This is a genomic window from Enterococcus sp. DIV0240d (assembly GCF_051711245.1).
Lineage (GTDB): Bacteria > Bacillota > Bacilli > Lactobacillales > Enterococcaceae > Enterococcus_D > Enterococcus_D casseliflavus.
This window is the reverse complement of record NZ_JBIOMG010000001.1, coordinates 2,852,580-2,879,080: the sequence shown is the minus strand read 5'-3', so window position 1 is coordinate 2,879,080 and position 26,501 is coordinate 2,852,580. Positions and strand designations below refer to the sequence as shown.

Sequence of the window (26,501 nt, the reverse complement as noted above, 5' to 3'; positions counted from 1 at the left end):
CTTTTGTTTTATTGTGTTATACTATAGATGAAATAATACAGGGAGAGTGAATCATGACTACGTTAGCAGATGTCGCCAAAAAAGCAAATGTTTCCGCAATGACCGTTTCTCGAGTGATCAACCATCCAGATAAAGTGACCGAAGAGCTAAAGCAGCTCGTTCATCAAGCAATGCTAGAACTGGATTATCAACCGAATATTGCTGCCAAATCATTAGTTTCCAAGCGTTCCCATATCATCAAAGTGTATATCTTAGAGGAGATGGACACGACGGAGCCATACTATATGAATTTATTAGTGGGGATCGCTCGTTCCATCGGCAAAGCGCATTATTCGTTGCAGCTGGTTACGACGGATGGGGTGGATCGTGGCCCAGCAGATGGTTGTATCATTACGGGATTTCGCCAAAAGGATATGGACTGGATAAAAAGTTTAAAGAAACCCGTCGTTCTATTTGGTGAAAATGAAGCTGGATTCAGCTTTGTTGATAGTGACAACTACCAAGGGATCGTTTCTGCTTGTAAACACGCCCTCGATACTGGCTATCAACACTTGGTCTATATTGGTTTAGAGTTGGAAGAAGCATTTACGAAAAGCCGAGAAAAAGGGTACATAGATACAGTCACAAAAACAGGACAAGCACCAAAAATCCATCGTTTTGAGAACCGTTCTTCCGCAGCCCGCACCTTTATCACAGCACAGAAGGAGCAATTTGCGGAAAATACTTGTTTTATTTGTGCGACGGATCGTTTGGCACTAGGCATCAATCAAGGCTTGCAGTCGATTGGCGCGCAGATACCAAAGGATTTTGGGATTGTCGGCTACGATGGGGTATTCCTGGATCAGGTCAGCTCGCCCAAGTTGACGACTATGAAGCAAGCCATCGTTGAGATGGGCGAAGCTTGTGGTGAACTACTGATTCAAAAAATTGAACAGAACGATACGAGCCTGCGACAACAGCGCTTTTTACCGCAACTCGTGGTTCGTGAATCCACAAGGTGAAAAATTAAGCAAATGGTTGCGCAATTTCTTTTCAATTCCTTAATATCTTAATTTAAAGGCTTTTTCAATTTTTGTTATCGCTAACATTTAGAAAATGTTTGCCATTTTAAGAAACCGGTTGCATAATAGAGTTACAAATTGCAGGAGGTAAACAGGATGAAAGTGAATTGGAAAAAGGCAGCTCTAGGATTAGTTTCAGGAAGTGCGTTGTTAGCGCTTGCAGCATGTGGCGGCAACGGCGGTAGTACCGATGGTAGTAATGCAGATGCAGGTTCAGGTAGCGATGAAAAAACGATCACGGTCTCTGTAGGCGCAGACTATATTGATTATATCAATGAAGTGAAATCTGACTTTGAATCTGAAAATGATGTCACCATCAACGTTGTGGAAATGGACATGTTCGATCAAATGGATGCGCTTCAACTAGACGGTCCTGCTGGGAAAGGCCCAGATGTTACGATGTCTCCTTATGACCGTGTGGGTCAAGTAGGCTCCCAAGGGCATTTGGCAGAAATGACTTTGCCAGATGATGGACGGTACAGCGATACAGACAAGCAACAAGTGACCATCGATGATAAGATCTATGGCGCACCAGCAATGATCGAAGCGGTTGTCATGTTCTACAACAAAGACTTGATCGATGAAGCACCAGCAACTTTTTCTGATTTAGAAGAACTAGCAAAAGATGATCGTTTTGCAGAAGGCGATGACAATGTTGGTTTCTTAGCTCGTTGGACGGACTTTTATTATACGTATGGTCTATTAGCGGGGCATGGCGGGTATGTCTTTGGTGATGAAGGAACAGATCCATCTGATCTAGGGCTGAACAATGAAGGTTCTGTTGAAGCAATCACGTATGCAACTGATTGGTTCCAAAATGTCTGGCCGCAAGGAATGCTTGATGTATCAGCCAACGAAAACTTGATGTTGGATTACTTCAATCAAGGCAAAACAGCAGCTATCATTTATGGACCATGGGGCGTGAACGGCTTTGAAGAAGCAGGCATCAACTATGGAGTAGCGAAAATCCCAACGCTAAACAACAGCAACGACTATGAAACATTTGGCGGCGGAAAAGCGTGGGTGGTATCTAACTACTCACAAAACAAAGACGTTTCTCAACAATTTGTCGAGTATTTGACCAACGAAGCCAATCAAGAGAAATTGTATGACATGCGTCATGATATTCCAGCGAACATTATGGCTCAAGAAACAGTCGCTGCTTCTGATGATCCAGTAGCAAAAGCAGTGATTGAGCAATACAGTGTTTCACAACCAATGCCAAATATCCCTGAAATGTCTGAGGTTTGGGTAGGGGCTGAAAACATGCTGTTTGATGCAGGTTCAGGCAATATGACTCCTCAAGAAGCAGCGGATAATGCTGCCAAAACAATCGAAGAAGCGATTGAGCAGAAATACTAATAATTAGCCGATTACGGTCTGTCATTCATGTCGACGATTCTATAGAGGATGTTTGTCAAAAGGATTCCTTGCAACGTAGCACGCAAGAAATTGCTTGACGAGATTGTTTTCTATCGATCGTCGGCCGCTTGGCAGACTTTCGATTTTAAGGAGGATACATATGAGGACGAATTCACAAGCCATGCAGACAGCGCTTCTTTCAATCATCCCTGGTGGGGGACAATTCAAAAATGGTCAGAAATTCAAAGCGGGTCTCTTTTTTGCAGCCTTTCTGATTTTTCTGGTCGAAATGCTTTTGTTTGGTGGACAAGCACTTTATAACTTTGTCACACTCGGATCAGTACCGATGGAAGACAACTCTTTGTTCTTGTTGATTGAAGGAACACTGCAGGTCATCGTTACCGTTATTTTCATTATCTTTTGGGTTTTAAATATCAAAGATGCTTATCAGGTTCGGCAAAGCATTGAAAAAGGCTTCCCGGTAGCTGTTACGAGAAAAGAATTTTTCAAAAAATTATACGAAGATGGGTTCGCGTACTTACTGACGATCCCTGCCTACTTGGTAATGATCGTAGCAATTATTTTTCCAGTAATGGTGACGCTCTTTATGGCATTTACCAACTATGATTTTCGACACATTCCGCCAGCAAACTTAATCGACTGGATCGGTTTTTCGAATTTCACGAATATCTTCACCTTAAGTTCTTACCGCGACACCTTTGTAAAAGTATTCAGTTGGACGGTGATTTGGACCGTTTTAGCAACCACCTTGCAAATTACACTCGGCATACTGACAGCAGTTGTTGCCAACCAAAAATTTGTGAAGTTTCGTCGCGTCTTTGGGGTGATTTTCTTGCTTCCTTGGGCGGTGCCAGCGTTTATCACAATCATGAGTTTTTCAAATATGTTTAATGATACCGCAGGAGCGATCAATACGCAGGTGATCCCGCTATTGAACAATCTGCCTTTTGTGGATATTGGGAACATTGCTTGGAAGACTGATCCGTTTTGGACGAAAACGGCGATTATTTTGATTCAGGGTTGGTTAGGGTTTCCTTACATCTATGTAATGGTTTCGGGGATTTTACAATCCATTTCCGAAGATTTGTATGAAGCAGCAAAAATGGATGGAGCCAATGCGTTGCAGCGTTTTCGGAACATTACGCTGCCGGCAATCTTTTTGGTAGCAGCCCCAACCTTCGTTACGCAATATACAGGGAACTTTAATAACTTCTCGATGATCTATCTATTTAACGAAGGTGGACCAGGGAGTTTAGGCGGAAATGCTGGATCGACAGATATTTTGATTTCATGGATCTACAAACTGACGACCGGCGGCTCACCACAATATTCGATTGCTTCTGCATTGACCTTGATCATTTCCTTTGTGGTGATCTCCATTTCATTACTGGTGTTTAAAAAGACGAATGCATTTAATATGGAGGATTGAGGATGAAAAAGAAGAAGTTTTCTTTCAGCAAATTATTTACCTACTTGTTTATGATCGCGTTATCGATCATTATCATCTATCCCTTGTTGATTACCGCAACCTCAGCCTTCAAGGCAGGGAACATGATCGCTTTTCGCTTAGATTTTGATGCGGATTGGACATTGAACAACTTTCGACGTTTATTCAATGAAACCCCGTATTTGACATGGTATAAAAACACCTTGATCGTGGCCGTTTCGACGATGATCATTCAAGTAATGATCGTAACGTTAGCAGGGTATACTTACAGTCGTTACCGTTTTGCTGGTCGTAAAAGTAGTCTGATGGTGTTCTTGATCGTTCAAATGGTACCGACAATGTCGGCGTTGACCGCTTTTTATGTTATGGGCTTATTAGCAAACGGTCTAGATAGCTTCTGGTTCTTGACACTGATTTATATCGGTGGTGGGATTCCGATGAATACTTGGCTGATGAAGGGGTACTTTGATACGGTACCCATCGACTTGGATGAATCAGCAAAACTTGATGGTGCAGGGCATTTTCGTATCTTTTGGCAAATCGTTTTGCCCCTCGTAAAACCAATGGTTGCCGTCCAAGCATTGTGGGCCTTTATGGGACCATTCGGCGAATTCTTGCTGGCGCGATTCTTGCTTCGCTCACAAGAGCGTTTGACCGTCGCAGTCGGGCTACAAACCTTTATCAATGATGCCCGTAACCAACGGGTCGCACTCTTTGCGGCAGGGGCGATTTTGATCGCCGTACCGATCGCTGCACTGTTTTTCTTCTTACAAAAATACTTTGTTTCAGGTTTGACCTCTGGCGGAACAAAAGGATAGGAATGATAGGATGTCTGAACAACGATTTCCCTTAACGTACTTTGGGGCCATTTTTTCTCCAACAAAAGTCTATGCATGGCGTAAAAAATTAAATCGCTGGCAGCAAGTGTTCGTCTATGTTTTCTTGATGTCCTTGCTGATGATCCCGTTGACCTTAATGATCAGCAAGCAAACGGATCAAGCCTTTGCGGCATTTTTTCCCCATGCAAAAACACTCGTGACGGCAGAAACGGCAGCAAAATACAATGAGTTGCAGCTGGAAGATGGCAAACTTTTAGCGGATGAGTCACAAGTCTTTTCCCAAACAGAAGCGGGGATCATAGGCGTTGCGCTTTCAGAAGCGGCTCTTGAAAAAGCAAAATACGCCATCAATTTTCGGGAAACAGACTGGACCATCAAAGAAGAAATCGATGGACAAACTTATCACTATGAAATGCGTTACACGGCGGAAATGGCACCTGATCAAGTAGATGATGCGGCTTCGTTTCAAAAAGCAATCGAAGACGGCTTCTATCGCAACAACGAGACCGCGATTTTCTTCAGTCAGACGATCACAGTGGCATTTTTATTGGTGGCAATGAATAGTATTCTAGTCATAGGCGCAGCGTTTTTCCTCTGGTTGACGAAAAAATCACGACTATCGACAATCGGCAGCTTCAAAGAAAGTACGAACGTGATTTTAAATGCACTGGGGGCAGGCTCTCTCGTTGCGATGTTGGCAGGATTTATTGGCGCTGATATCGTCTTGATGATCGGGATTCAGTCTTTAGGCATGCTACTGATGCTCTTCTTAGCTTTCTTAAAAACCCGTTTTAAAACGGCATAATTTGCAAACCTTCGCAACAAGACGTTTGGGCGTGTGCTGGACTTTCAGCGCCGATCAATGGCTTGTTGCGTGTTTTTTTTCCCGCGTTTCTTTAAAATCTGTGAAAAAAGGTTAAGAATCCGTTTATCACGCAAGATTGATGCGATAGTTCTATCGAAAAATATTTCATTTATGGTGAACTAGTGCTAAAATAGTTAGGAGAGTTTCCAGCTAGGATAATGCAGAAGTAAAAGGAGAATTATTAAGGTATGGCCAATTTTTTTAGAAAATTAATCGAAAACGACAAAAAAGAATTAAAACGTCTTGACCATATTGCGAATCAAGTTGAATCACATGCGGATGAAATGGCCGCTTTATCTGATGAACAATTACGCGGGAAAACCGATGAATTTCGTCGTCGTTTCCAAGAGGGAGAGACTTTGGATAAATTATTACCTGAAGCCTTTGCAGTAGTACGTGAAGCTGCAAAACGCGTTTTGGGCCTTTATCCTTACCACGTCCAATTAATGGGTGGGATCGTCTTGCATGATGGGAATATCCCAGAGATGCGTACGGGTGAAGGGAAAACCTTGACGGCGACATTACCTGTTTATTTGAATGCTTTGAGCGGTCAAGGTGTCCACGTCGTAACTGTCAATGAATACTTGGCAACTCGTGACTCGACTGAGATGGGGGAGCTGTACAACTTTTTAGGGTTGACGGTCGGCTTGAACATTAACTCAAAATCAGCAGAAGAAAAACGTGCGGCATATGCTTGTGACATCACTTATAGTACAAACAATGAATTAGGGTTTGACTATTTGCGGGACAACATGGTGGTTTACCGTCATCAAATGGTACAGCGTCCATTAAACTATGCCATCGTCGATGAGGTCGATTCGATCTTGATCGATGAAGCGAGAACACCGTTGATCATTTCAGGACAAGCAGAAAAATCAACTGCGCTATACAATCGGGTCGACAATTTTGTCAAACGCTTGACGGAAGAAGAAGACTACAAAATCGATATCCAATCAAAAACGATCGGTTTGACAGAACGTGGGATCGAAAAAGCGGAAGAGACCTTCGGCTTAGAAAACTTGTATGATATTGAAAACACGGCATTGACCCATCACTTGGATCAAGCACTACGAGCGAATTACATTATGATTCGCGATATCGATTATGTCGTGCAAGATGGGAAAGTAATGATCGTTGACCAATTTACAGGTCGGATCATGGATGGTCGCCGATATTCTGATGGGCTCCATCAAGCGATCGAAGCGAAAGAAAGTGTCGAAATCGAAGATGAAACCAAAACGATGGCGACGATCACATTCCAGAACTACTTCCGGATGTACAAAAAACTGTCTGGGATGACTGGTACAGCAAAAACGGAAGAAGAAGAGTTTCGAGAAATCTATAACATGCAAGTCATTCAGATTCCTACGAACAAACCAATCTTACGGGATGATCGTGCGGACTTGCTTTATCCAACGCTTACGAGCAAATTCAAAGCAGTCGTTCAAGACATCAAAGAGCGTCACCGCAAAGGACAACCCGTGCTTGTAGGGACGGTCGCTGTTGAGACTTCTGAATTATTGTCATCAATGCTTGATCGTGAGAAAGTTCCTCATGAAGTATTGAATGCCAAGAATCACTTTAAAGAAGCAGAAATCATTTTGAATGCGGGACAAAAAGGTGCTGTAACGATCGCGACCAATATGGCTGGTCGGGGAACGGATATCAAGTTAGGTCTTGGTGTTGCAGAACTAGGCGGCTTGGCAGTTATCGGTACTGAGCGTCATGAATCCCGACGGATCGATAATCAGTTGCGGGGACGTGCGGGACGTCAAGGAGATCCAGGGATGTCGCAATTTTACTTGTCGTTAGAAGATGATTTAATGAAGCGTTTTGGTTCTGAACGAATCAAAGTGTTCTTGGATCGGATGAAGATCGATGAAGGCGACGCCGTGATCCAAAGCAAGATGCTTTCAAAACAAGTAGAATCTGCCCAACGACGAGTGGAAGGCAATAACTACGATACTCGGAAAAACGTCTTGCAATACGATGACGTGATGCGAGAACAGCGGGAAGTTATTTACGGACAACGTCAAGAAGTGATCATGGAAGAAACGGATCTTTCACCACAATTAATGAATATGGTGAAACGTTCCATCAGCCGAGTCGTCGACAGTCATACGCAATTAGAAGAAAGCAATTGGAACTACGAAGGAATCGTTGATTTTGCGGCGAATGCACTTGTTCATGAAGATACTATCAGTATCGAGGACATCAAGGGCAAATCAGCTCAAGAGATCAAAGACTACCTAAACCAACGGGCAGAAGAAGTCTTTGAACAAAAGAAAGCACAACTTAATAGTCCAGAACAATTACTGGAATTTGAAAAAGTCGTCATCTTACGAGTTGTCGATACGAAGTGGACCGACCACATCGATGCTATGGATCAGCTGCGTCAATCGGTTGGGTTACGGGCTTATGGACAAAACAATCCATTAGTTGAGTACCAAACAGAAGGATTCAATATGTTTGAGAACATGGTTGGAGCGATCGAATATGAAGTAACTCGTCTCTTTATGAAGGCAGAGATTCGTCAAAACGTTCAACGGGAACAAGTTGCTCAAGGGGAAGCACAAGGGGTAGAAGAAGCACCTGCTGCCCAAGCACCAAGTTTCAAAAACGTTGGTCGTAACGATCCTTGTCCATGCGGCAGCGGGAAAAAATTCAAGAATTGCCACGGGAAAAATATGTAACAAGTTTTGAAAAAGTTGAGAGTAGGCTGGCAGACGTTTTTGTCCAGTCTACTTTCGTTTGTAAGAAAAAAAGAAAGAAGGAATTTTAATGGAAATCGCAGATATTCGGAATCAATTGACCCAGATGAATGAAAAAATAATCAGTTTTAGGGGGTCTCTTTGACTTAGATCAGTTAGAAGAGGACATTGCGGAAGCGGAACACCAAATGGCAGATCCCACCTTTTGGGATGACTCAGAAAAAGCTCAACAAGTCATTAACGCAAACAATGCCAACAAAGAGACCTACGATCAGTTCAATCAGTTAGCAGAAGAATTGGAAGAGCTGGAAGTGATGTTGGAAATGATTCAAGAAGAAGCAGACACAGAAATGGAAGCAGAACTTGAAGCACGGATCACGAAGCTAAACGAGAAAATGGCGTCTTATGAATTGTCGATGCTGTTAGATGAACCCTATGATCGAAATAACGCCATCATCGAGCTTCATCCTGGTGCAGGCGGTACCGAATCACAAGACTGGGGCAGCATGCTGTTACGGATGTATACTCGTTTTTGCGAACAACACGGGTATCAAGTAGAGACCCTCGACTATCAAGCTGGTGATGAAGCGGGGATCAAAAGTGTCACTTTACTTGTAAAAGGCCACAACGCCTATGGGTATTTGAAATCGGAAAAAGGCGTTCATCGTTTAGTTCGGATCTCACCTTTTGATTCAGCCAAGAGACGGCACACGTCATTTTGCTCGGTGGATGTGATGCCAGAATTAGATGGGGCGATCGATGTGGAAATCAACTCAGATGATTTGAAAATCGATACGTACCGCGCAAGTGGTGCGGGTGGACAGCACATCAACAAAACCGAATCTGCTGTGCGGATCACCCATATTCCGACAGGAACGGTCGTTGCTAGCCAAGCCCAGCGCTCACAATTGAAAAACCGTGAGCAAGCGCTGGGGATGTTGAAAGCCAAGCTGTATCAATTAGAAGTGGAAAAGAAAGAGCAAGAGGCAGCAGCCTTGCGAGGCGAGCAGTTAGAAATTGGTTGGGGCTCGCAAATCCGTTCTTATGTCTTCCATCCCTATTCGATGGTCAAAGATCACCGAACGAATTTCGAAACTGGGAATGTACAGGCAGTCATGGATGGCGATTTGGATGGCTTTATCGACGCGTATTTGAAGCTGAAACTGAATCAAAAATAACCTTGTGTGACTTAAACAGATTGAAACATAATTGTAATCTGTTGCAAGCAAGGTGAAATATATTCATGCTATAATAAGCCAGAATGAAAATTTGAGATGGAGAGATAGCTGTATGATAGAAATGAAAGATATAATGAAAAAGTACTCTAATGGTACGACTGCTATCCGTAACCTTTCGATTTCAATTGATCAAGGAGAGTTTGTTTATGTCGTGGGCCCATCGGGTGCCGGTAAATCAACCTTTATCAAATTGATGTATCGGGAAGAAAAAGCAACTAAAGGCGTTTTGAATGTCGCAGGATATGATTTGGTCGGCATGAAAAACCGCGAGATCCCATTGATGCGTCGGGAAATCGGCGTGGTCTTTCAGGATTATAAACTTTTACCACGGAAAACGGTCTTTGAAAATGTTGCTTATGCAATGCAAGTTATCGGCCGCAAACCTCGTGATATCAAAAAACGGGTGATGGAAGTGTTAGATTTGGTCGGCCTGAAACATAAGGTGCGGGTATTTCCAAGTGAGCTTTCCGGTGGGGAACAACAGCGGGTGTCGATTGCTCGTGCCATCGTAAATACGCCGAAAGTATTGATTGCGGATGAACCAACGGGGAATCTAGATCCTGAAAACTCATGGGAAATCATGAAGCTGCTTGATCGGATCAATGCCCAAGGAACAACGGTCGTTATGGCGACCCATAATAGTACGATCGTAAATACGATTCGTCATCGCGTGATCGCGATTGAAAATGGCCGCATTATTCGCGACCAAGCGGAAGGAGAATATGGTTACGATGATTAGAACATTTTTCCGTCATCTCCTGGAGAGTATCAAAAGTTTAAAGCGTAACGGCTGGATGACTATTGCGTCATTGAGTGCGGTAACGATCACACTGACATTAGTCGGTATTTTTCTAGGTGTAATCTTAAATGCAACAAAACTAGCCGAAGACATTCGCGAGAATGTGGACGTTTCGGTTTTCGTTGATATTGGTACGGAACAAGAAGACATGGATGCTTTGGAACAGTCCTTAAATGATCTGCCGAACGTTTCAGAAGTGAAATTTTCTAGCCGAGACGAAGAATTGCAGAAGATCCAAGATGCAATGGGGGATTCATGGAACTTGTTCGAAGGCGACAGCAATCCGCTGTATAACGTGTTTGTCGTCAGTGCAACAGATCCAGAGTATACGACAGAGATCGCTGAGCAAGCTGGCGAATTGCCAAATGTTTTCAAAGCCGATTACGGCGGAGATTCTTCTGACCGAATCTTTGAATTGTCTGCTGCTGTGCGGACTTGGGGCTTAGCTGCTGCTGTCTTATTGATTTTTGTGGCAATGTTCCTGATCTCTAATACGATTCGGATCACGATTTTGTCTCGTCAAAGAGAAATTCAGATCATGCGTCTGGTGGGGGCGAAAAACGGCTACATTCGTTGGCCATTCTTCCTTGAAGGCGGCTGGATCGGACTCTTAGGTTCGATCGTTCCGATTGCATTAATGTACTTCGGCTACCACCAAGTTTATGCAATGGTCAATCCATCCTTACTGCGTTCAAATTACAGTTTAATTGCACCAAATATGTTTCTATTACAAGTTTGCGGTGTGATGGCACTGATTGGGATCGTGATCGGTTCACTTGGTTCTGTCTTATCAATGCGCCGTTTCTTAAAATTCTAAACCGATGTTTTCTTAAAGTCGATCGTCAAGATCGGCTTTTTTTGTTTCATCACAGTGTTTCTTTACTTTAGGTACTATTTTTTGATATGCTTTAGTAGCGGGAAATCTGGGAAGAGGTGGAGAAATGGTTGTAATGGATAATTTGGTAACCATTTTATTTATAGTCAATATTTTGTTATCAATCATTATCATTTTCAGAGAAAGGCGGCAGACTGCTCAAACGTGGGCCTGGCTTTTGGTCTTGATGTTCATTCCAATCGTTGGCTTTGTGCTTTACTTTTTCTTTGGTAGAGGGATCTCTAAAGAAAAGATCTTTGATATGCGCTCACAGGCAAAGGTGGGGCTGAATGTTGAATTAGAAGAACAAAAACAAGCGCTCGCTCGTCAGCTGTTTCCACATCCGCCGACCGCGCAGGTAGAAGTGCAGCAGCTGGTCTACCTGTTGACAGTCTTTGGGCAATCCCTGTATACGACAGCGAATAGTATGACGCTTTATACCGACGGACGGCAGAAATTTGATGCCTTGATCGCGGATATCGAACAGGCAAAAAATCACATTCATATGGAATATTACATTTATCGCAGTGATACATTGGGAAATGAAGTCAAAGAGGCACTGGTGCGCGCGGCGAAGCGAGGCGTAAAAGTAAGAGTCTTATTAGATGCTTGGGGCAGCACCCAAGTATCATTGAAGTTTTTTGATGAGTTGCGTCTACATGGCGGTCAAATTGCCTTCTTCTTTCCTTTATTCGTTCCTTATGTCAATCCGCGAATCAATTATCGAAATCATCGGAAAATCGTGGTGATCGATGGAGAAATTGGCTATACAGGCGGTTTTAATGTGGGAGATGAATATCTAGGGCAAGTGGAAAAATTCGGTTATTGGCGAGACAATCACTTGCGAATTGCCGGTTCAGCTGTCTATTCGCTGCAAAATCGGTTTTTGATGGATTGGAATTCACAACATGCGTTGGAGATCAAATATGATCCTTCCTTGTTTCCTGAAATTAAACAAGTCGGGACAGTTGCAGCCCAAGTCATCACGAGTGGTCCTGATACGGAACATGAAGAAATCAAAATGACCTATCTGAAAATGATCAACTTAGCCAAAAAGGAAATCTTGATCCAAACACCTTATTATATTCCGGATGAAGCCATTCACAATGCCTTGAAGTTGGCACTGCTTTCTGGGGTGAAAGTTCATATACAAATCCCTAACAAACCGGATCATCCCTTGGTATATTGGGCGACCTATTCCTTTGCGGCTGAGCTGCTGCATTTTGGGGCAGTCATCGAAACCTATGAGAAAGGGTTTATGCATGCAAAAACGATGATCATTGACAGTGGGCTCGTTTCGATTGGTTCAGCAAATATCGATGTCCGATCGTTTCGTTTAGACTTTGAGGTCAATACGATCATCTACGATGCACAACTCGCGACGCAAACGAAAGAAGCGTTTCTGGCGGATTCGATCGATTCTAAGCACTTAACGATCGAAGCGTATCAGCAAAGAAAGCTGACGATCAAAATCAAAGAAGGCTTGGCACGCCTTGTGTCACCCTTGCTGTAAAAAAAGTGCCCTTTTCCAAAAGATGGAAGCCATCATTTTGGAAAAGGGCACTTTTTTAATAGGATTAACCCATAATACTTGTGTATGCTGCTAAGAAAATCGAGCCAACAGTGAGAATAAGCATGGTCCAGATCACGACTTGCGTGATTTTTGCAAAGGTACTTTTTGGTTTTTTCTCGTTCATTCTAATCCACCTTTTAGAGTTATTCTAGTGACAGTTTACCCTCAAATACACAAGAACTCAAGTTGAACCAAGGAGAAATTAAGAAATTTTCAATTTCAGGACAAAAAAAATCATTAGAATGACAAGATAGACTTGTTGAAGATACGCCCTTCTGTTTTAATAGGTAAAGAAATGCATTCTTCAAGACTTTCAAAAGTCAGCTGGTGAACAAAGAGGCTCCTTAAAAAATTTCATGACTGTCTTATTCCAGCTCAGATTTTTAAAAGAACTGAAACACGGATGTAAAGAAAATAAAGTATAGTGACACTAGTTGTTAGAAAGGATTTTGCTGTATGTCTGGATTTAATCCAATCGTTTTGTTTTGGTATATCTTCCCTGTGCTCGTCTATTTCGCCTGTCGGTTTATTGTTTCCGCGTTGTCCTTGAATGATCGTTACCACGTGAAGGCACCGGATTTAGCAGTACCGTTTTTGATGGTCGGGATTCATCAATTATCAAAGTATACTTTTGATCAAGCGATCACATTGTACTATTTGATCTCCATTTTTTTATTAGGGATTCTGCTGGCAGTTTTTCAGGCATATTACTATGAGGAGATCCAATATAGTCGCTATTTAAAGATGTATTGGCGTAGTATTTTTCTATTTACGATCATTTTTCATGTCGTTTTGATCATTCTAAATATTGTTAGTTACTTATAGTGTTTTGACTCTTGATAAACGCCCATTTTTTCACTTAAAGTTTTTTTAAAAACTTTAAGTAGTCGGTTTTCCTCTTTTTCCTCATTTGGTAAAGAAAAGTCAAACAACTTCCCTTTCAAATTTCATATAATTTGTGGTAGAAAGTGGGGGATTGTGGTAGACTGTGAATATCAGGTGGAGATCGGGGGTTATTTATCGATGTTTATGGGTGAATTTCAACATTCGATAGATGCAAAAGGCCGACTAATCGTCCCTTCAAAACTACGAGAAAAACTCGGAGAAAAATTTGTTGTGACACGTGGATTAGATGGCTGTTTATTTGGCTACCCCTTATCTGAATGGGAAAAACTTGAAGAAAAACTAAACGAAATGCCTTTAGCGAAAAAGGACGCTCGGACATTTGTCCGCTTCTTTTATTCTGCTGCAACAGAGTGCGAAATCGATAAACAAGGACGAATCAATATCCCTGTTACATTGAGAAATCATGCAGACCTTACCAAAAGCTGTGTGATCATCGGCGTTTCAAACCGAATCGAGATTTGGGATGAAACGCGTTGGCAAGCATTCTCTGAAGAAGCAGAAGAAAACTTTGATGAAATTGCTGAAACAATGATTGATTTTGGCTTATAGGCTTGATAGGAAGAGGAAAAAACACATGGCAGATTTTCAACACTACACCGTTATGCTACAGGAGACCGTTGATGGGTTAAAGATTCGTCCAGAAGGCGTCTATGTCGATTGTACATTAGGTGGAGCCGGTCATAGTGAATATTTATTGTCGCAACTGTCTGAAGAGGGACATCTCTTTGCTTTTGATCAAGACCAAACTGCTATCGATCATGCGAAAGAACGTTTAGCACCATATGTTGCTAAAGGAATGGTTACGTTCATTAAAAGTAATTTCCGCTATTTAAAGGAAGCATTGCATCAACACGGTGTGAGCCGAGTCGATGGGATTTTGTACGATTTAGGTGTTTCCTCACCCCAATTAGATGAAGCCGAACGCGGCTTTAGCTACCACCAAGATGCACCGCTGGATATGCGGATGGATCAAACTGCAACATTGACTGCCTATGAAGTAGTCAATCAATTCGACTACCACCAATTAGTCAAAATCTTCTTCCGTTATGGAGAAGAAAAATTCTCGAAACAAATCGCTCGTGAAATCGAGCGGGTGCGACAAGATCATCCAATCGAAACAACGGGTGAGTTGGTCGATATCATCAAAACAGCCATTCCGGCGCCAGCAAGAAGAAAAGGCGGACACCCTGCAAAACGGGTTTTCCAAGCCATTCGCATTGCAGTCAATGATGAGCTAGGTGTGATTGAAGAATCACTTGAACAAGCGATTCATCTTTTAGCAGTCAACGGACGTGTGAGTGTCATCACGTTTCACTCTTTAGAAGATCGCATCGTGAAATCGATGTTCAAGGAATACAGCACACCGAAGGATATGCCGCCAGGTTTGCCGATGATACCAGAAGAATTCCAACCAACACTTAAACTTATAACAAGAAAACCACTACTTCCAACTGAGGAAGAAGTAGCTGAAAATAATCGTTCTCGCAGTGCGAAACTGCGAATCGCGGAAAAAATCAAGGAAAGCGAAGGGTAACAACTATGGCAGAACTAAAAGTTCATGACTATGAATTCAGAGAACCACTTGAATCACAACCTATGGAACACTCTGAACCGACAACTGAAAAACTGCCTACTGATCCCCAGCGTCCTGAGGTCATCCGCGTACCAGCATCTCCGGCTCGTCGGTTAAAAAGCATTTCTACTCTGGAAAAACTGATCGCTGCCTTTGTGATCATCTCTGTATTGACGTTGGCGATCTTGACCATCAATATTCGAACCAATATCAGTCAAGTCGAACACGATATTTCTTTGATCCAATCGGATATCAATGAAAAAACAACACAAGCAGAACAGTTGGAACAAGAGAAAAATGAACTTTCTAAAACCGAGCGCATCCAAAAGATTGCTGAGGATAATGGATTGTCGATCGATGACGGCAATTTAAGGAAAGTGGACTAAATGAAGTTAACAGATAAATTCAAGCAATACTTAAAAAAGAACAATCAAACTACAACGAACAATCGCAAAAAAGTAGGTATTATTCTCTTTGCTACGAGTATTGGATTGTTCTTTTTGTTTGTCACGCGTTTGAGCTACATCGTCATTGTCGGAGATGTCGCTGGGACTTCCTTAGCTGAAAAAACGAAAAATCTTTATGAAGGCAGTGAAGTCATCAAAGCGAAACGTGGAACGATCTATGACCGCAATGGGATTCCAATTGCTGAAGATGTGACTTCCTATTCAATTTACGCTGTTTTGAACCAAAATTACAAAGATGGCAAAAAGAATCTTTTTGCAGAAAAAGCAAACTTCAATAAATTGGGCAAAATCTTGTCGGATGTATTGTCCATCGACCAAGAAACAGCAGTCAATACATTAGAAGAAGGGCTTGAGCAACAATTATGGCGTGTTTCTTTTGGAAGCAAAGGGAACAATATTACATTAGAACAAAAGAATGCGATTGAAGATGCAATGGAAAAAGAAGGGATTGCTGGCTTTCATTTTGACAGTCATCCAGCTCGTCTTTATCCGAATGGTGTCTTTTCTTCTCACTTTATCGGGTATGCTGTTGCCAATGATGACGATACTGGTCTAGTTGGGAAAACGGGACTAGAAGCTGCGTACAATGACGTGCTTTCTGGGACCGATGGCGAGATCGTTTATCAAAAAGATAACAATCAAAATCCGTTGCCAGGAACCGTAGCCGAAACTGTTGCAGCGGTGGATGGAAAAGACGTCTATACGACCATCGATAGTCGAATCCAAAGCTACTTGGAAACGCTGATGGACAGTGTCTTTAAAGAAAACAAACCAGAAAACTTAACAGCGAACTTGATGGATGCAAAAACGGGTGAGATCGTGGCGATGGCGCAACGACCAACCTATAATCCAGAAAATTTAGATTCCATCAATGATTGGCAAAACCTATTAGTTGAGGACAACTACGAGCCAGGATCAACCATGAAGATCTTGACGACGGCAGCAGCGATCGATCAAGGGATCTTTAATGAAAACGAAACTTTTACCCCAAGCCCTGATGGAATGAAACTTTATGATGCAACCATCAACGACTGGGACTTCGGTCAAAAAGGAACACTGACGATGCGCCAAGCACTTTCATGGTCGAGTAATATTGGAATGGTGACCTTGGAACAGCGAATGGCAGATCGTTGGCAGCAATACTTAAAAGAATTTGGTTTTGGTCGCAGTACCTATTCAGGATTGCCTAACGAAAATACTGGGATCACACCAGAGGATAACCCTGTCAGCCAAGCGATGACGTCATTTGGTCAAGCGATTGGTGTGACGAATTTCCAAATGATGCAGGCCTTTACGTCGGTGGCAAATAACGGAACGATGTTGAAACCACAGTTTATTAGTAAAATCGTTGATGGCAATACAGGAGAAGAAACGGTCACACAACCAGAAGAAGTTGGCCATCCCATCACAGCAGAAGCGGCAACAAAAGTACGGGAATATATGCGTGATGTTGTCGAAAGTGAAAATTACGGAAGTGCTTATGGTGTCTATGAACTACCGGGCTACAATATTTCCGCGAAAACGGGGACAGCCCAAGTAGCCGATCCAACGACCGGTAAGTATTTGTCTGGTGGTACCAATTATCTGTATTCTGTTGTTTTGATGTTTCCTTCAGAAGAACCTGAATATATTTTGTATTTGACGATCAAATTGCCAGAGAAGCACGAAAGCACCGTGTTGGGTGAAATTGCTAATCCATTGATGAAACGAGTCATGGATCTAAAAAATTCTGCATTAGAAGATAGTACAACCTCTGGTAGTGAAACGACTGTAGGGGATTATCGTAATCTTGATACAGAATCAGCGGCAACTGACGTTCAAAAAGCTGGGTTGACCCCTGTTGTCATCGGTGATGGCGAGAAGGTCATCGCACAGTCCGTTGACAGCGGCACTTCGATCATGCCTGGCGGACGGGTACTGCTGATTACGGATAGCGACAAGTATTACATGCCTGATACGACCTCCTGGTCCAAAGCAGATTTGATCAAATTTGGCAGTCTGTTGAATGTGGACGTCAGTTTTGAAGGGGACGGCTATTGTACCAAACAGAGCGTGGAGCCTTATACTGAGTTATCGGGACAATCGATCAAGTTTACACTAAGCGAAAACGAATAGAATAATAGGAGAGAACGATATGGAATGGACAGAGATGATATTACCTTTGGCAAGCGGCTTTGCGATCGTAACAGCCGCAATGCCTTTGTTTATCGGCTATTTTCAAATGAAGAAATACGGACAGGAAATACGTGGTGACGGCCCTAAATGGCATAACGTAAAGGCTGGTACACCAACGATGGGTGGGTTTGTATTTTTGATTTCTGCAATGATCACTGCAATTTGGGTAGGGGCATGGCAAAATCAACTGACTGCTTCATTGTTCATTCTTTTGTTCATTACCTTGGTTTATGGTGCATTAGGATTTCTTGACGATTTCATCAAGATTTTCCGCAAAAGAAATATGGGCTTAAACTCGCTGCAAAAATTGATTGGACAAATTTTAGGCGGACTCGTCTTTTACTTTGTTTTTCGAGCGGAAGGCAATGCAGACGTGTTAAATTTCTTTGGGATCGATGTGCCACTGTCGATCTTTTACGGAGTGTTCGTCATCTTTTGGCTGGTCGGTTTTTCAAATGCAGTCAACTTGACCGACGGTATCGATGGTCTGGTCGCAGGACTGGGCACGATTTCTTTTTCAACTTACGCACTGATTGCTTGGCGGCAAGATCAAATCGATGTATTGATCGTTTGTCTAGCAATCATTGGCGGATTGATCGGCTTCTTTCCGTACAATCGCAAACCGGCTAAAATTTTTATGGGGGATGTCGGCTCACTGGCTTTAGGCGGTCTGCTGGCAGCAATTTCGATTCTTTTACACCAAGAATGGACCCTCTTGCTTGTCGGACTGGTCTATGTTTGTGAAACAGCAAGCGTGATGCTGCAAGTTGCCTCATTCAAATTAACGGGCAAACGAATCTTCAAGATGTCACCCATCCACCATCATTTTGAAATGAGCGGATGGTCTGAGTGGAAGATCGACACTGTATTTTGGTGTATTGCGTTAGGTTGCTCGTTGCTCACAATAGCCCTTGTATGGTAGGAGATGAAGAAAATGAAAAGAATTAAAACATATCAAAATAAAAAAGTTCTTGTGCTAGGATTAGCGCGTAGTGGATTCAGTGCGGCCAAATTGTTACATGATTTGGGCGCACTTGTGACCGTTAATGACGGCAAGCCATTTGCTGAAAATCCCGAAGCACAAGATCTTTTGGCGTTAGGGGTCAAAGTGATCACTGGCAGCCACCCAATCGAATTATTGGATGAAGGCTTTTCGTTAGTTGTGAAAAATCCAGGAATCCCTTATTCACAGCCCCTTGTTCAAAAAGCTTTAGAGAAAAAAATTCCTGTAATCACGGAAGTGGAGCTAGCGTATCAAATCTCTGAGGCTCCGATTATCGGCATTACTGGTACGAACGGAAAAACCACCACAACGACCATGATCGCCAATGTCTTAAACGCAGGGATGCAAAAAGGGCAGGCACTGCTTTCTGGGAACATTGGGTTTCCTGCAAGTTCCGTTGCTCAAACGGCCAAAGCGGAAGACCGATTAGTCATGGAATTGTCTAGCTTCCAATTGATGGGGATCGATACTTTGCGACCAAAAATCGCCGTGATCACCAATATTTATGAAGCCCATATCGATTACCATGGCAGTCGTCCAGAGTATGTCCTAGCAAAGTGGCGGTTGCAACAGCGAATGACTGCAGATGATTATTTGGTGATCAACTGGAACCAGCCAGAACTAGAAGCACTGTCGGCAAAATCAAAAGCGCAAATCATTCCTTTTTCCACCAAGGAAAAAGTAGCAGGCGCGTACATGCTTGACGGTATCCTCTATTATAAAGAAGAAGTGATTATGGCAGCTGATGAACTTGGCGTGCCAGGAGATCATAATATTGAAAATGCATTAGCAGCGATTGCTGTCGGTAAACTTTGCGATATGCCAAACGAAGCCATTAAGCAAGCGTTACAAACCTTTACAGGCGTGCCCCATCGAACTCAGTATGTCACCACCATCAATCAGGTGAAATTTTTCAATGACTCCAAAGCAACAAACATTCTAGCCACAGAAATGGCATTAGGCGGCTTTGACAATGAGAAACTGATTTTATTGGCAGGTGGTCTGGATCGGGGGAACAGCTTTGATGACTTAGTTCCCGCACTAAAAGGGCTAAAAGCCATCGTGTTGTTTGGTGAAACAAAGGAAAAATTAGCCGCTGCTGCTCAAGCAGCAGGGGTAAAAACAATTGAAATGACAGACAATGTTGAAACAGCCGTCCCATTAGCCTTTTCTTTAAGTGCTGCTGGAGATACGATTTTATTGTCACCTGCGAATGCAAGTTGGGATCAATACCCTAATTTTGAAGTTCGCGGCGACAAATTTATGGCGGCAGTAGCAGAACTTAAATAGAAATGAGTGACGGATATGAAAATACTTGTGACTGGCGGCGGTACTGGCGGACATATTTATCCAGCGTTGTCTTTTGTCGATTATGTAAAAGAGATTGACCCGACAGCCGAATTTTTATACATTGGTGCAACAAGGGGCTTGGAAAATAAAATCGTCCCTCCAACAGGTATTCCTTTTAAAACATTAGAAATCCAAGGCTTTAAGCGTAAGTTGTCCTTCGATAATGTAAAAACGATCCAACTTTTCATGAAAAGTTATTACGCAGCCAAAAAAATCATCAAGGAGTTTCAACCGGATGTGGTGATCGGCACCGGCGGCTACGTTTCTGGCGCGGTGGTCTTTGCTGCAGCGAAGTTGAAAATTCCTACAATTATTCATGAACAAAATAGTGTTCCCGGGATCACGAATAAATTTCTAACCAAATATGTGGACAAAATCGCCATTGCCTTTCGCGATGCGTCCCAGTACTTTCCAGCGAAGAAAACGGTGCTGGTGGGGAATCCCAGAGGTCAAGAAGTACGCAACAGTCAAAAGTCAGCGATCTTGTCTTCCTACGATTTAAATCCGGCGAAAAAGACGGTCTTGGTTTTTGGTGGGAGTCAAGGAGCACTGAAAATCAATCAAGCGATCATTGATGCGCTGCCGCTGTTTGCTCAAAAAGAGTATCAGCTTCTCTATGCGTCAGGTGAACGGTATTACAAAGAGATCGAAGAAAAAATCGGCATGTCAAAAGATGCCTTTCCTAATATCAGTATTCGCCCTTACATTGATCAGATGGCAGAAGTGATGGCAAATAGTGATTTGTTGATTGGACGAGCAGGAGCCACATCGATCGCAGAATTCACTGCATTAGGGATTCCAGCGATTTTGATTCCTAGTCCTTATGTGACCAATGACCACCAAACGAAGAACGCCCAAAGTTTAGCCAATGCAGGAGCAGTCAAAATGATTGCCGATCATGAACTAAACAGTCAAAACCTCGTGGAAGCAGTAGACAGTATCATGCAAGATGAAGCCCTTCGTAGTAAGATGGCAAAAGCCTCAAAAGAACAAGGGATCAGCGATGCCTCAGAACGATTATTTCGACTTGTGCAAGAGGTAATCAAATAGTACAATGTGTGGGATAGAAAGGAGCGATTATCATTAGTAAAGACAAAACACCTCATGATGATCAAACCCCCTCGTCAACGGAAGAGTTGACCCCTTGGCAAAAAGAAAATCTAAAGTATTTGCAAGAAAAAGGCAATCAGCCAGCTTGGTCTTCTCCTGCTCCTGAAGAAACAGAAGATACGTACAAAGACCATGAAGACGAGCAAGAAGAAACATTTTTTGAAGCAGATGAAGCAATGGAAGAGTCTGTTGATGAGAAGGAAGCATTGCCAGAGCCAGAAAATAAGGCCCGCTCCTTTGCTGATCGGCTGCCTAACCTAAAGGCGTACCGCAACCAAGTGTTGATTCGCCGTTTAGCCTTGATTATTGGATTGTTGATGATTCCTTTATTGATTGTTTTGTATTTCGTTTCGCCCCTTAGTCGTTTGGCGAATGTGGTCGTCAAAGGCAATCATGAAGTATCCGCAGAAGCAATTCTCGAAAATTCGGACCTAACCGTCAATGAAGAGATGTGGCCGCAATTTTTCGAACGTAATCAAAGCGTGTCTGCCATCAAAAAAGAATTGCCACGTATAAAAAATGCCTCAATTTCTCTATCTGGTATCAATCGCTTCGATATCACTGTCACTGAATTTCAAGAAGTTGCTTTACTAGCCCAAGATGGTGGCTATGCGCCGGTTTTAGAAAATGGCGTTGTGTTAGATGAAATCAGTGAGCAGCCAGTGGAAGGATTGCCGGTTTTAGAAAATTTTTCGGCTGAAGATAAAATCAAAGCAACACTTAGTGCCTATCAAGAATTAAGTTCAGAAATTCGCGATGGCGTTTCTCAAATCAAATATACCCCCCGTGACAGCAATGATGAGCTGCTGACTCTCTTTATGAATGATGGCAATCAAGTGATCGTCAACATTTCGAATATGATGAGTCAAATGCAGTATTATCCGCAAATTGCCAAAGATTTGACCGAGGACAGTATTGTGGATATGGAAGTTGGAATCTTTACTTACCCAATTTCAGATACACAAGAAGACGATGCAGACGAAAATCAAACAGCTGATAGTGATTCTTAGGAAAAATTCAAGAGTTTTTTTCATTAACTTGTTTCTAAAAAGCGCCATTATATGGTAGAATTGGTAACAGTGAACAAATTATTCGAATGAACTCTAAAAACGGACTGTGATGGTTCGCTATATATCCAATTTAAGTAGGAGGGAACCCCATCCATGGCAAAAACGGGAATGTATGTTGGCCTTGATATCGGTACGACATCTGTAAAAGTTGTAGTAGCCGAATACGTTGACAGCCAAATGAATATCATTGGTGTAGGTAATGCAAAATCAGAAGGAATCAACCGTGGGATCATTGTAGATATCGATAAAACGGTACAAGCCATTCAAAGAGCAGTAAGACAAGCAGAAGAAAAAGCAGGAATTCAAATTCGCAGTGTAAGTGTTGGTGTACCAGCCAATCTTCTTGAAGTGGAAAATTGTCAAGGAATGATCGCTGTCAATAGTGAATCAAAAGAGATCACCGACGAAGACGTGCGTAATGTTGCCTCCGCAGCACTCGTTCGTTCTACCCCTCCTGAAAGACAGATCATTGCTATTTTACCGCAGGAATTTACCGTTGATGGTTTTGAAGGAATCAAAGATCCTCGTGGCATGATCGGGGTTCGCCTAGAAATGTTTGGTGTTGTGTATACAGGACCAAAAACCATCATTCACAACATTCGCAAATGTGTTGAAAAATCTGGTTTGATTGTTAATGAAGTAGTCATTACGCCATTAGCACTAACAGAATCGATTTTATCAGACGGTGAAAAAGATTTTGGTACGATCGTCATCGACATTGGTGGCGGCCAAACAACCACAGCAGCGATGCACGACAAGCAATTGAAATTCACCCATGTGAACCAAGAGGGCGGCGAATTTGTCACAAAAGACATTTCGACGGTTTTAAATACCTCTTTCAACAATGCAGAAGCATTGAAGATCAATTATGGGGATGCGTATCCTGAACGCACTTCAGCCAGCGAAGAATTTCCGGTTGATGTGATCGGGAAATCAGAACCAGTGAAAATCGATGAACGCTATTTATCAGAAATCATTGAAGCCCGTATGGAACAAATCTTCACCAAATCAAAAGAAGTCCTAGACGAAATCGATGGGCTTGATTTACCGGGTGGCGTGATCTTGACTGGTGGCGCTGCAAGTCTTCCTGGTGTCGTAGATCTTGCTCAAGAAGTATTCGAAACAAACGTCAAGCTTTACGTTCCTAATCATATGGGACTTAGAAATCCTGTTTTCACGAATGTGATCAGTATCGTTGACTATTCGGCAAACTTAAGCGAAGTGTACCAGCTTGCCAAAAGTGCGATCACTGGTGAAAAAACAGTGGCGCAACAGCCCGTTGCTATTCAACAACAAGAAGTGTATTACGAACAATATGAAGCGCCAGAAGAAACTTATGAAGAAGCAGAAGAAGAGAAAAAAGGTGAGTCGATCACAAACCGAGTAAAAGATTTCTTCTCAAATATCTTTGAATAATCTAAAACGATTCTCAGGAGGAAGATAAATTATGGAATTTTCAATTGATAATAACATCAATGACGGCGCTGTGATCAAAGTCATCGGAGTCGGTGGCGGTGGCGGCAACGCAGTCAATCGTATGATCGAAGAAAATGTCAAGGGCGTAGAATTTATTGCAGCCAACACTGACGTTCAAGCTCTAAAAAACTCAAAAGCAGAAACAGTCATTCAATTAGGCCCTAAATATACCCGCGGACTTGGTGCTGGCTCTCAACCAGAAGTTGGTCAAAAAGCAGCGGAAGAAAGTGAAGATTCTATTCGCGAATCATTAGAAGGCGCAGACATGATTTTCATTACCGCTGGTATGGGTGGCGGAACCGGAACAGGTGCTGCACCGATCGTAGCAAAAATCGCTAAAGAAATCGGCGCGTTGACAGTCGGTGTCGTTACTCGTCCCTTTACTTTTGAAGGACCAAAACGTGGCCGTTTTGCGGCTGAAGGCATCGCTAAATTAAAAGAGAATGTCGATACCTTATTGATCATCTCAAACAACCGTTTATTAGAAGTTGTTGACAAGAAAACGCCAATGCTTGAAGCATTCCGTGAAGCAGACAATGTCTTGCGTCAAGGGGTTCAAGGGATCTCAGACTTGATCACTGCACCTGGCTATGTCAACTTAGACTTCGCTGATGTGAAAACAGTAATGGAAAATCAAGGCACAGCCTTGATGGGAATCGGTGTTGCTAGCGGGGAAGAACGTGTGATCGAAGCAACGAAAAAAGCGATCTCTTCACCATTACTAGAAACGTCGATCGATGGCGCAGAACAAGTGCTATTGAACATCACTGGCGGATTGGATATGACTTTATTTGAAGCACAAGATGCTTCTGATATCGTCGCTCATGCGGCAACAGGCGACGTAAACATTATCTTAGGTACATCAATCAATGAAGACTTAGGCGATGAGATCCGTGTGACTGTCATTGCAACCGGCATTGACCCTTCAAAAAAAGAACGGGGTTCTCGCTCTAGCAGACAAAGCCAAGGTCAAATTCATTCTATCCCTCAAAAACCAACATTAGATATGGATCAAGCACGCCCAGCGCAAGCAGAAGAAAGCAATGGCTTTGGTGATTGGGATATCCGCAAAGAACAAAATGTACGACCTAAAGTAGAAGAAAACACATTTGAAAATGTAGAAAAGAAAGAATTCGATACCTTCAGCCGTGATGAAGTACGTTCGAATGATGACGACGAATTAAGCACACCACCATTTTTCCGTCGTAAACGCTAGGGGGCAGAGCACATGATTTCTGAGAACTTGCACAAGATTCAGCAAGAGATACAGGATTCCTGTGCTCTTGTTTCTAGAAATGCCAATGATGTCTGTTTGACAGCTGTGACAAAATCCGTCGATACAGAAACAACAAGAGTCCTTTTAGAAAATGGTGTGCGGGATTGTGCAGAAAATCGAGTAGAAAAACTACTTGAAAAGAAGGCAGCACTAAAGGATTATCCAGATGTCCGTTGGCATTTTATTGGCAATTTGCAACGCAGAAAGGTAAAATCAATTATAAATGAGATTGATTTTTTCCATGCGTTAGATTCAATCAAACTGGCACAAGAAATTCAAAAACGAGCAGAGCATCCGATCAACTGCTTTGTGGAAGTGAATGTTTCGCAGGAAGCAACGAAACAAGGGATTTTTGTTGAAGAGGTAATGGCTTTTATTGAAGCACTTGCTTCGTTCGACAAAATTCGTGTTGTTGGATTGATGACGATGGCCCCGCTCACTGCTTCCAAAGACGAGCAGCATCAGATTTTTAAAGAATTAAAAAGGATTCAACAACAGATCGCTGACCTGCATCTTACACATGCCCCTTGCTTAGAAACGAGTATGGGAATGAGTAATGATTTTCCCATTGCGATTCAAGAAGGTGCAACATTTATTCGTGTAGGAACAGCATTATTTCAATAAAAAAGGAGGTTGACCGATGTCGCTCAAAGAGAAACTGACCAATTTTTTTGGATTGACTGACGAAGAAGATTACTACGAAGAAACATTTGCCACGGAAGAACCGGCACGCACAGCGTCTAAACAAGCTGTGAACCAAGGAGGAGCTTTTACAGCCCCCAGAGCAACCACGAATACGTATGCATCTGGCCAAGCGGCAACACGTACAACAAGTCAACCACAAAATCAAGCCTATCAATACAGACAGCAACCACAAGCAGCTGTCTATCAACAAGCCTCAGCTGCGGCTGAACGGGTAAGACCGGTGACGAAGACGGAAGAAAAAGTCGTTCCGATGGCACAACAAAGAAGCAATACGAGAGTCAAAGAAACAAAAGCAAAAGAAACACCCGCACAAGCAGCTGGTAAAATAACGATCGTAGAGCCACGCGTCTATTCCGAAGCGATGGGGATTGCCAAGCAGGTCATCAATGGGGATGCTGTACTTGTTAATTTTCATTTAATTGAAGAGTACCAAGCTCGTCGAATAGTTGATTTTTTAACAGGAACAGTGTACGCTGAAGATGGTGATATCAAGCGTGTTGGCGATGAAATTTTTCTTTGCACGCCTAAGGGTATGGAAATTGAAGGCACTGCCCAAACATTAGCAGATACCAATTTTTTTGATATCTAAAGTGAGGAGGA

At 42.6% G+C, this 26,501-nt stretch carries 23 protein-coding genes and 2 pseudogenes; 24 read left to right on the top strand and 1 reads right to left on the bottom strand.

Features of this window, described 5'->3' with window-relative positions:
- Positions 1–53 precede the first annotated feature (53 nt).
- The 11 genes and pseudogenes from IGJ25_RS13840 to cls all read left to right on the top strand — a co-directional run bounded on the left by IGJ25_RS13840 (position 54) and on the right by cls (position 12,730).
- Positions 54–1,001 carry a LacI family DNA-binding transcriptional regulator gene (locus IGJ25_RS13840; RefSeq protein WP_225000559.1) on the top strand — a complete coding sequence of 316 codons (948 nt, stop codon included), beginning with the start codon at positions 54–56 and terminating at the stop codon, positions 999–1,001.
- 156 nt (positions 1,002–1,157) lie between these two features.
- Positions 1,158–2,423 (top strand): extracellular solute-binding protein, encoded by a 1,266-nt coding sequence (locus IGJ25_RS13835; protein WP_225000558.1) that lies wholly within the window; start codon positions 1,158–1,160, stop codon positions 2,421–2,423.
- 160 nt (positions 2,424–2,583) lie between these two features.
- Positions 2,584–3,873, top strand: a complete 1,290-nt coding sequence (locus tag IGJ25_RS13830; protein WP_010749778.1) for a carbohydrate ABC transporter permease — start codon at positions 2,584–2,586, stop codon at positions 3,871–3,873.
- Between the two features lie 2 nt (positions 3,874–3,875).
- Positions 3,876–4,709 (top strand): sugar ABC transporter permease, encoded by an 834-nt coding sequence (locus IGJ25_RS13825; RefSeq protein WP_016608756.1) that lies wholly within the window; start codon positions 3,876–3,878, stop codon positions 4,707–4,709.
- A 10-nt stretch (positions 4,710–4,719) separates the two neighbouring features.
- Complete coding sequence (locus tag IGJ25_RS13820) at positions 4,720–5,535, top strand: DUF1189 family protein (RefSeq protein WP_010749776.1); 816 nt, start codon at positions 4,720–4,722, stop codon at positions 5,533–5,535.
- A 248-nt stretch (positions 5,536–5,783) separates the two neighbouring features.
- Positions 5,784–8,168: pseudogene (gene secA / locus IGJ25_RS13815) on the top strand (preprotein translocase subunit SecA); the annotation flags it as partial.
- A gap of 45 nt (positions 8,169–8,213) precedes the next feature.
- Positions 8,214–8,288, top strand: a pseudogene (locus IGJ25_RS13810) (SEC-C metal-binding domain-containing protein); the annotation flags it as partial.
- A gap of 88 nt (positions 8,289–8,376) precedes the next feature.
- A protein-coding gene (gene prfB / locus IGJ25_RS13805) for a peptide chain release factor 2 (protein WP_225000556.1) occupies positions 8,377–9,484 on the top strand; the annotation gives its coding sequence in 2 pieces (ribosomal slippage) (positions 8,377–8,448 and positions 8,450–9,484; 1,107 coding nt in all).
- Positions 9,485–9,596: 112 nt separating this feature from the next.
- Positions 9,597–10,283 carry a cell division ATP-binding protein FtsE gene (gene ftsE / locus IGJ25_RS13800; RefSeq protein WP_005228783.1) on the top strand — a complete coding sequence of 229 codons (687 nt, stop codon included), beginning with the start codon at positions 9,597–9,599 and terminating at the stop codon, positions 10,281–10,283.
- Entirely contained in the window at positions 10,276–11,160 is an 885-nt protein-coding gene (ftsX, locus tag IGJ25_RS13795) for a permease-like cell division protein FtsX (protein ID WP_010749773.1), read from the top strand. The genes ftsE and ftsX overlap by 8 nt, the downstream gene beginning before the upstream one ends.
- A 124-nt stretch (positions 11,161–11,284) precedes the next feature.
- Positions 11,285–12,730 (top strand): cardiolipin synthase, encoded by a 1,446-nt coding sequence (gene cls, locus IGJ25_RS13790; protein ID WP_005228785.1) that lies wholly within the window; start codon positions 11,285–11,287, stop codon positions 12,728–12,730.
- A gap of 64 nt (positions 12,731–12,794) precedes the next feature.
- Here the strand turns inward: cls and IGJ25_RS13785 are convergent, their stop codons facing one another.
- Positions 12,795–12,914 (bottom strand): DUF4044 domain-containing protein, encoded by a 120-nt coding sequence (locus IGJ25_RS13785; RefSeq protein ID WP_005237290.1) that lies wholly within the window; start codon positions 12,912–12,914, stop codon positions 12,795–12,797.
- A gap of 332 nt (positions 12,915–13,246) precedes the next feature.
- Between IGJ25_RS13785 and IGJ25_RS13780 the strand changes: the two genes are divergently transcribed.
- The 13 genes from IGJ25_RS13780 to IGJ25_RS13720 all read left to right on the top strand — a co-directional run bounded on the left by IGJ25_RS13780 (position 13,247) and on the right by IGJ25_RS13720 (position 26,490).
- The gene (locus tag IGJ25_RS13780) at positions 13,247–13,615 is read left to right on the top strand and encodes a DUF3397 domain-containing protein (protein WP_225000555.1); all 369 of its coding nucleotides are present in this window, start codon (positions 13,247–13,249) and stop codon (positions 13,613–13,615) included.
- A gap of 198 nt (positions 13,616–13,813) precedes the next feature.
- The gene (mraZ, locus tag IGJ25_RS13775) at positions 13,814–14,245 is read left to right on the top strand and encodes a division/cell wall cluster transcriptional repressor MraZ (protein WP_005228792.1); all 432 of its coding nucleotides are present in this window, start codon (positions 13,814–13,816) and stop codon (positions 14,243–14,245) included.
- Positions 14,246–14,270: 25 nt separating this feature from the next.
- A complete protein-coding gene (rsmH, locus tag IGJ25_RS13770; protein WP_010749771.1) occupies positions 14,271–15,230 on the top strand; it encodes a 16S rRNA (cytosine(1402)-N(4))-methyltransferase RsmH in 960 nt (319 codons plus the stop codon).
- Positions 15,231–15,235: 5 nt separating this feature from the next.
- Positions 15,236–15,655, top strand: a complete 420-nt coding sequence (gene ftsL, locus IGJ25_RS13765) for a cell division protein FtsL (RefSeq protein ID WP_005228796.1) — start codon at positions 15,236–15,238, stop codon at positions 15,653–15,655.
- Positions 15,656–17,851: a penicillin-binding transpeptidase domain-containing protein gene (locus tag IGJ25_RS13760; RefSeq protein ID WP_087627818.1), complete on the top strand. Its 2,196-nt coding sequence runs from the start codon at positions 15,656–15,658 to the stop codon at positions 17,849–17,851. It abuts the gene before it with no gap.
- Between the two features lie 19 nt (positions 17,852–17,870).
- Positions 17,871–18,833, top strand: coding sequence for a phospho-N-acetylmuramoyl-pentapeptide-transferase (gene mraY, locus IGJ25_RS13755; protein WP_010749769.1), 963 nt, complete (start codon positions 17,871–17,873; stop codon positions 18,831–18,833).
- 12 nt (positions 18,834–18,845) lie between these two features.
- Positions 18,846–20,204, top strand: a complete 1,359-nt coding sequence (murD, locus tag IGJ25_RS13750) for a UDP-N-acetylmuramoyl-L-alanine--D-glutamate ligase (protein WP_225000554.1) — start codon at positions 18,846–18,848, stop codon at positions 20,202–20,204.
- A gap of 15 nt (positions 20,205–20,219) precedes the next feature.
- The gene (murG, locus tag IGJ25_RS13745; RefSeq protein WP_225000553.1) at positions 20,220–21,314 is read left to right on the top strand and encodes an undecaprenyldiphospho-muramoylpentapeptide beta-N-acetylglucosaminyltransferase; all 1,095 of its coding nucleotides are present in this window, start codon (positions 20,220–20,222) and stop codon (positions 21,312–21,314) included.
- An 86-nt stretch (positions 21,315–21,400) separates the two neighbouring features.
- Positions 21,401–22,384, top strand: coding sequence for a cell division protein FtsQ/DivIB (locus IGJ25_RS13740; protein WP_438779414.1), 984 nt, complete (start codon positions 21,401–21,403; stop codon positions 22,382–22,384).
- Between the two features lie 153 nt (positions 22,385–22,537).
- Positions 22,538–23,860: a cell division protein FtsA gene (gene ftsA, locus IGJ25_RS13735; protein WP_225000551.1), complete on the top strand. Its 1,323-nt coding sequence runs from the start codon at positions 22,538–22,540 to the stop codon at positions 23,858–23,860.
- A gap of 31 nt (positions 23,861–23,891) precedes the next feature.
- Complete coding sequence (gene ftsZ, locus IGJ25_RS13730; RefSeq protein ID WP_005228816.1) at positions 23,892–25,136, top strand: cell division protein FtsZ; 1,245 nt, start codon at positions 23,892–23,894, stop codon at positions 25,134–25,136.
- 12 nt (positions 25,137–25,148) lie between these two features.
- Positions 25,149–25,820, top strand: a complete 672-nt coding sequence (locus IGJ25_RS13725; protein ID WP_074536072.1) for a YggS family pyridoxal phosphate-dependent enzyme — start codon at positions 25,149–25,151, stop codon at positions 25,818–25,820.
- 16 nt (positions 25,821–25,836) lie between these two features.
- Complete coding sequence (locus IGJ25_RS13720; protein ID WP_010749764.1) at positions 25,837–26,490, top strand: cell division protein SepF; 654 nt, start codon at positions 25,837–25,839, stop codon at positions 26,488–26,490.
- Positions 26,491–26,501 lie beyond the last annotated feature (11 nt).

Coding starts and splice junctions, on each gene's coding strand:
- ftsL (WP_005228796.1), top strand. CDS start 15,236: ATGGCAGAACTAAAAGTTCATGACTATGAATTCAGAGAACCACTTGAA.
- IGJ25_RS13760 (WP_087627818.1), top strand. CDS start 15,656: ATGAAGTTAACAGATAAATTCAAGCAATACTTAAAAAAGAACAATCAA.
- rsmH (WP_010749771.1), top strand. CDS start 14,271: ATGGCAGATTTTCAACACTACACCGTTATGCTACAGGAGACCGTTGAT.
- murG (WP_225000553.1), top strand. CDS start 20,220: ATGAAAATACTTGTGACTGGCGGCGGTACTGGCGGACATATTTATCCA.
- IGJ25_RS13835 (WP_225000558.1), top strand. CDS start 1,158: ATGAAAGTGAATTGGAAAAAGGCAGCTCTAGGATTAGTTTCAGGAAGT.
- mraZ (WP_005228792.1), top strand. CDS start 13,814: ATGTTTATGGGTGAATTTCAACATTCGATAGATGCAAAAGGCCGACTA.
- IGJ25_RS13720 (WP_010749764.1), top strand. CDS start 25,837: ATGTCGCTCAAAGAGAAACTGACCAATTTTTTTGGATTGACTGACGAA.
- mraY (WP_010749769.1), top strand. CDS start 17,871: ATGGAATGGACAGAGATGATATTACCTTTGGCAAGCGGCTTTGCGATC.
- ftsE (WP_005228783.1), top strand. CDS start 9,597: ATGATAGAAATGAAAGATATAATGAAAAAGTACTCTAATGGTACGACT.
- IGJ25_RS13825 (WP_016608756.1), top strand. CDS start 3,876: ATGAAAAAGAAGAAGTTTTCTTTCAGCAAATTATTTACCTACTTGTTT.
- ftsZ (WP_005228816.1), top strand. CDS start 23,892: ATGGAATTTTCAATTGATAATAACATCAATGACGGCGCTGTGATCAAA.
- IGJ25_RS13725 (WP_074536072.1), top strand. CDS start 25,149: ATGATTTCTGAGAACTTGCACAAGATTCAGCAAGAGATACAGGATTCC.
- IGJ25_RS13840 (WP_225000559.1), top strand. CDS start 54: ATGACTACGTTAGCAGATGTCGCCAAAAAAGCAAATGTTTCCGCAATG.
- cls (WP_005228785.1), top strand. CDS start 11,285: ATGGTTGTAATGGATAATTTGGTAACCATTTTATTTATAGTCAATATT.
- IGJ25_RS13780 (WP_225000555.1), top strand. CDS start 13,247: ATGTCTGGATTTAATCCAATCGTTTTGTTTTGGTATATCTTCCCTGTG.
- ftsX (WP_010749773.1), top strand. CDS start 10,276: ATGATTAGAACATTTTTCCGTCATCTCCTGGAGAGTATCAAAAGTTTA.
- IGJ25_RS13820 (WP_010749776.1), top strand. CDS start 4,720: ATGTCTGAACAACGATTTCCCTTAACGTACTTTGGGGCCATTTTTTCT.
- IGJ25_RS13785 (WP_005237290.1), bottom strand. CDS start 12,914: ATGAACGAGAAAAAACCAAAAAGTACCTTTGCAAAAATCACGCAAGTC.
- IGJ25_RS13830 (WP_010749778.1), top strand. CDS start 2,584: ATGAGGACGAATTCACAAGCCATGCAGACAGCGCTTCTTTCAATCATC.
- murD (WP_225000554.1), top strand. CDS start 18,846: ATGAAAAGAATTAAAACATATCAAAATAAAAAAGTTCTTGTGCTAGGA.
- ftsA (WP_225000551.1), top strand. CDS start 22,538: ATGGCAAAAACGGGAATGTATGTTGGCCTTGATATCGGTACGACATCT.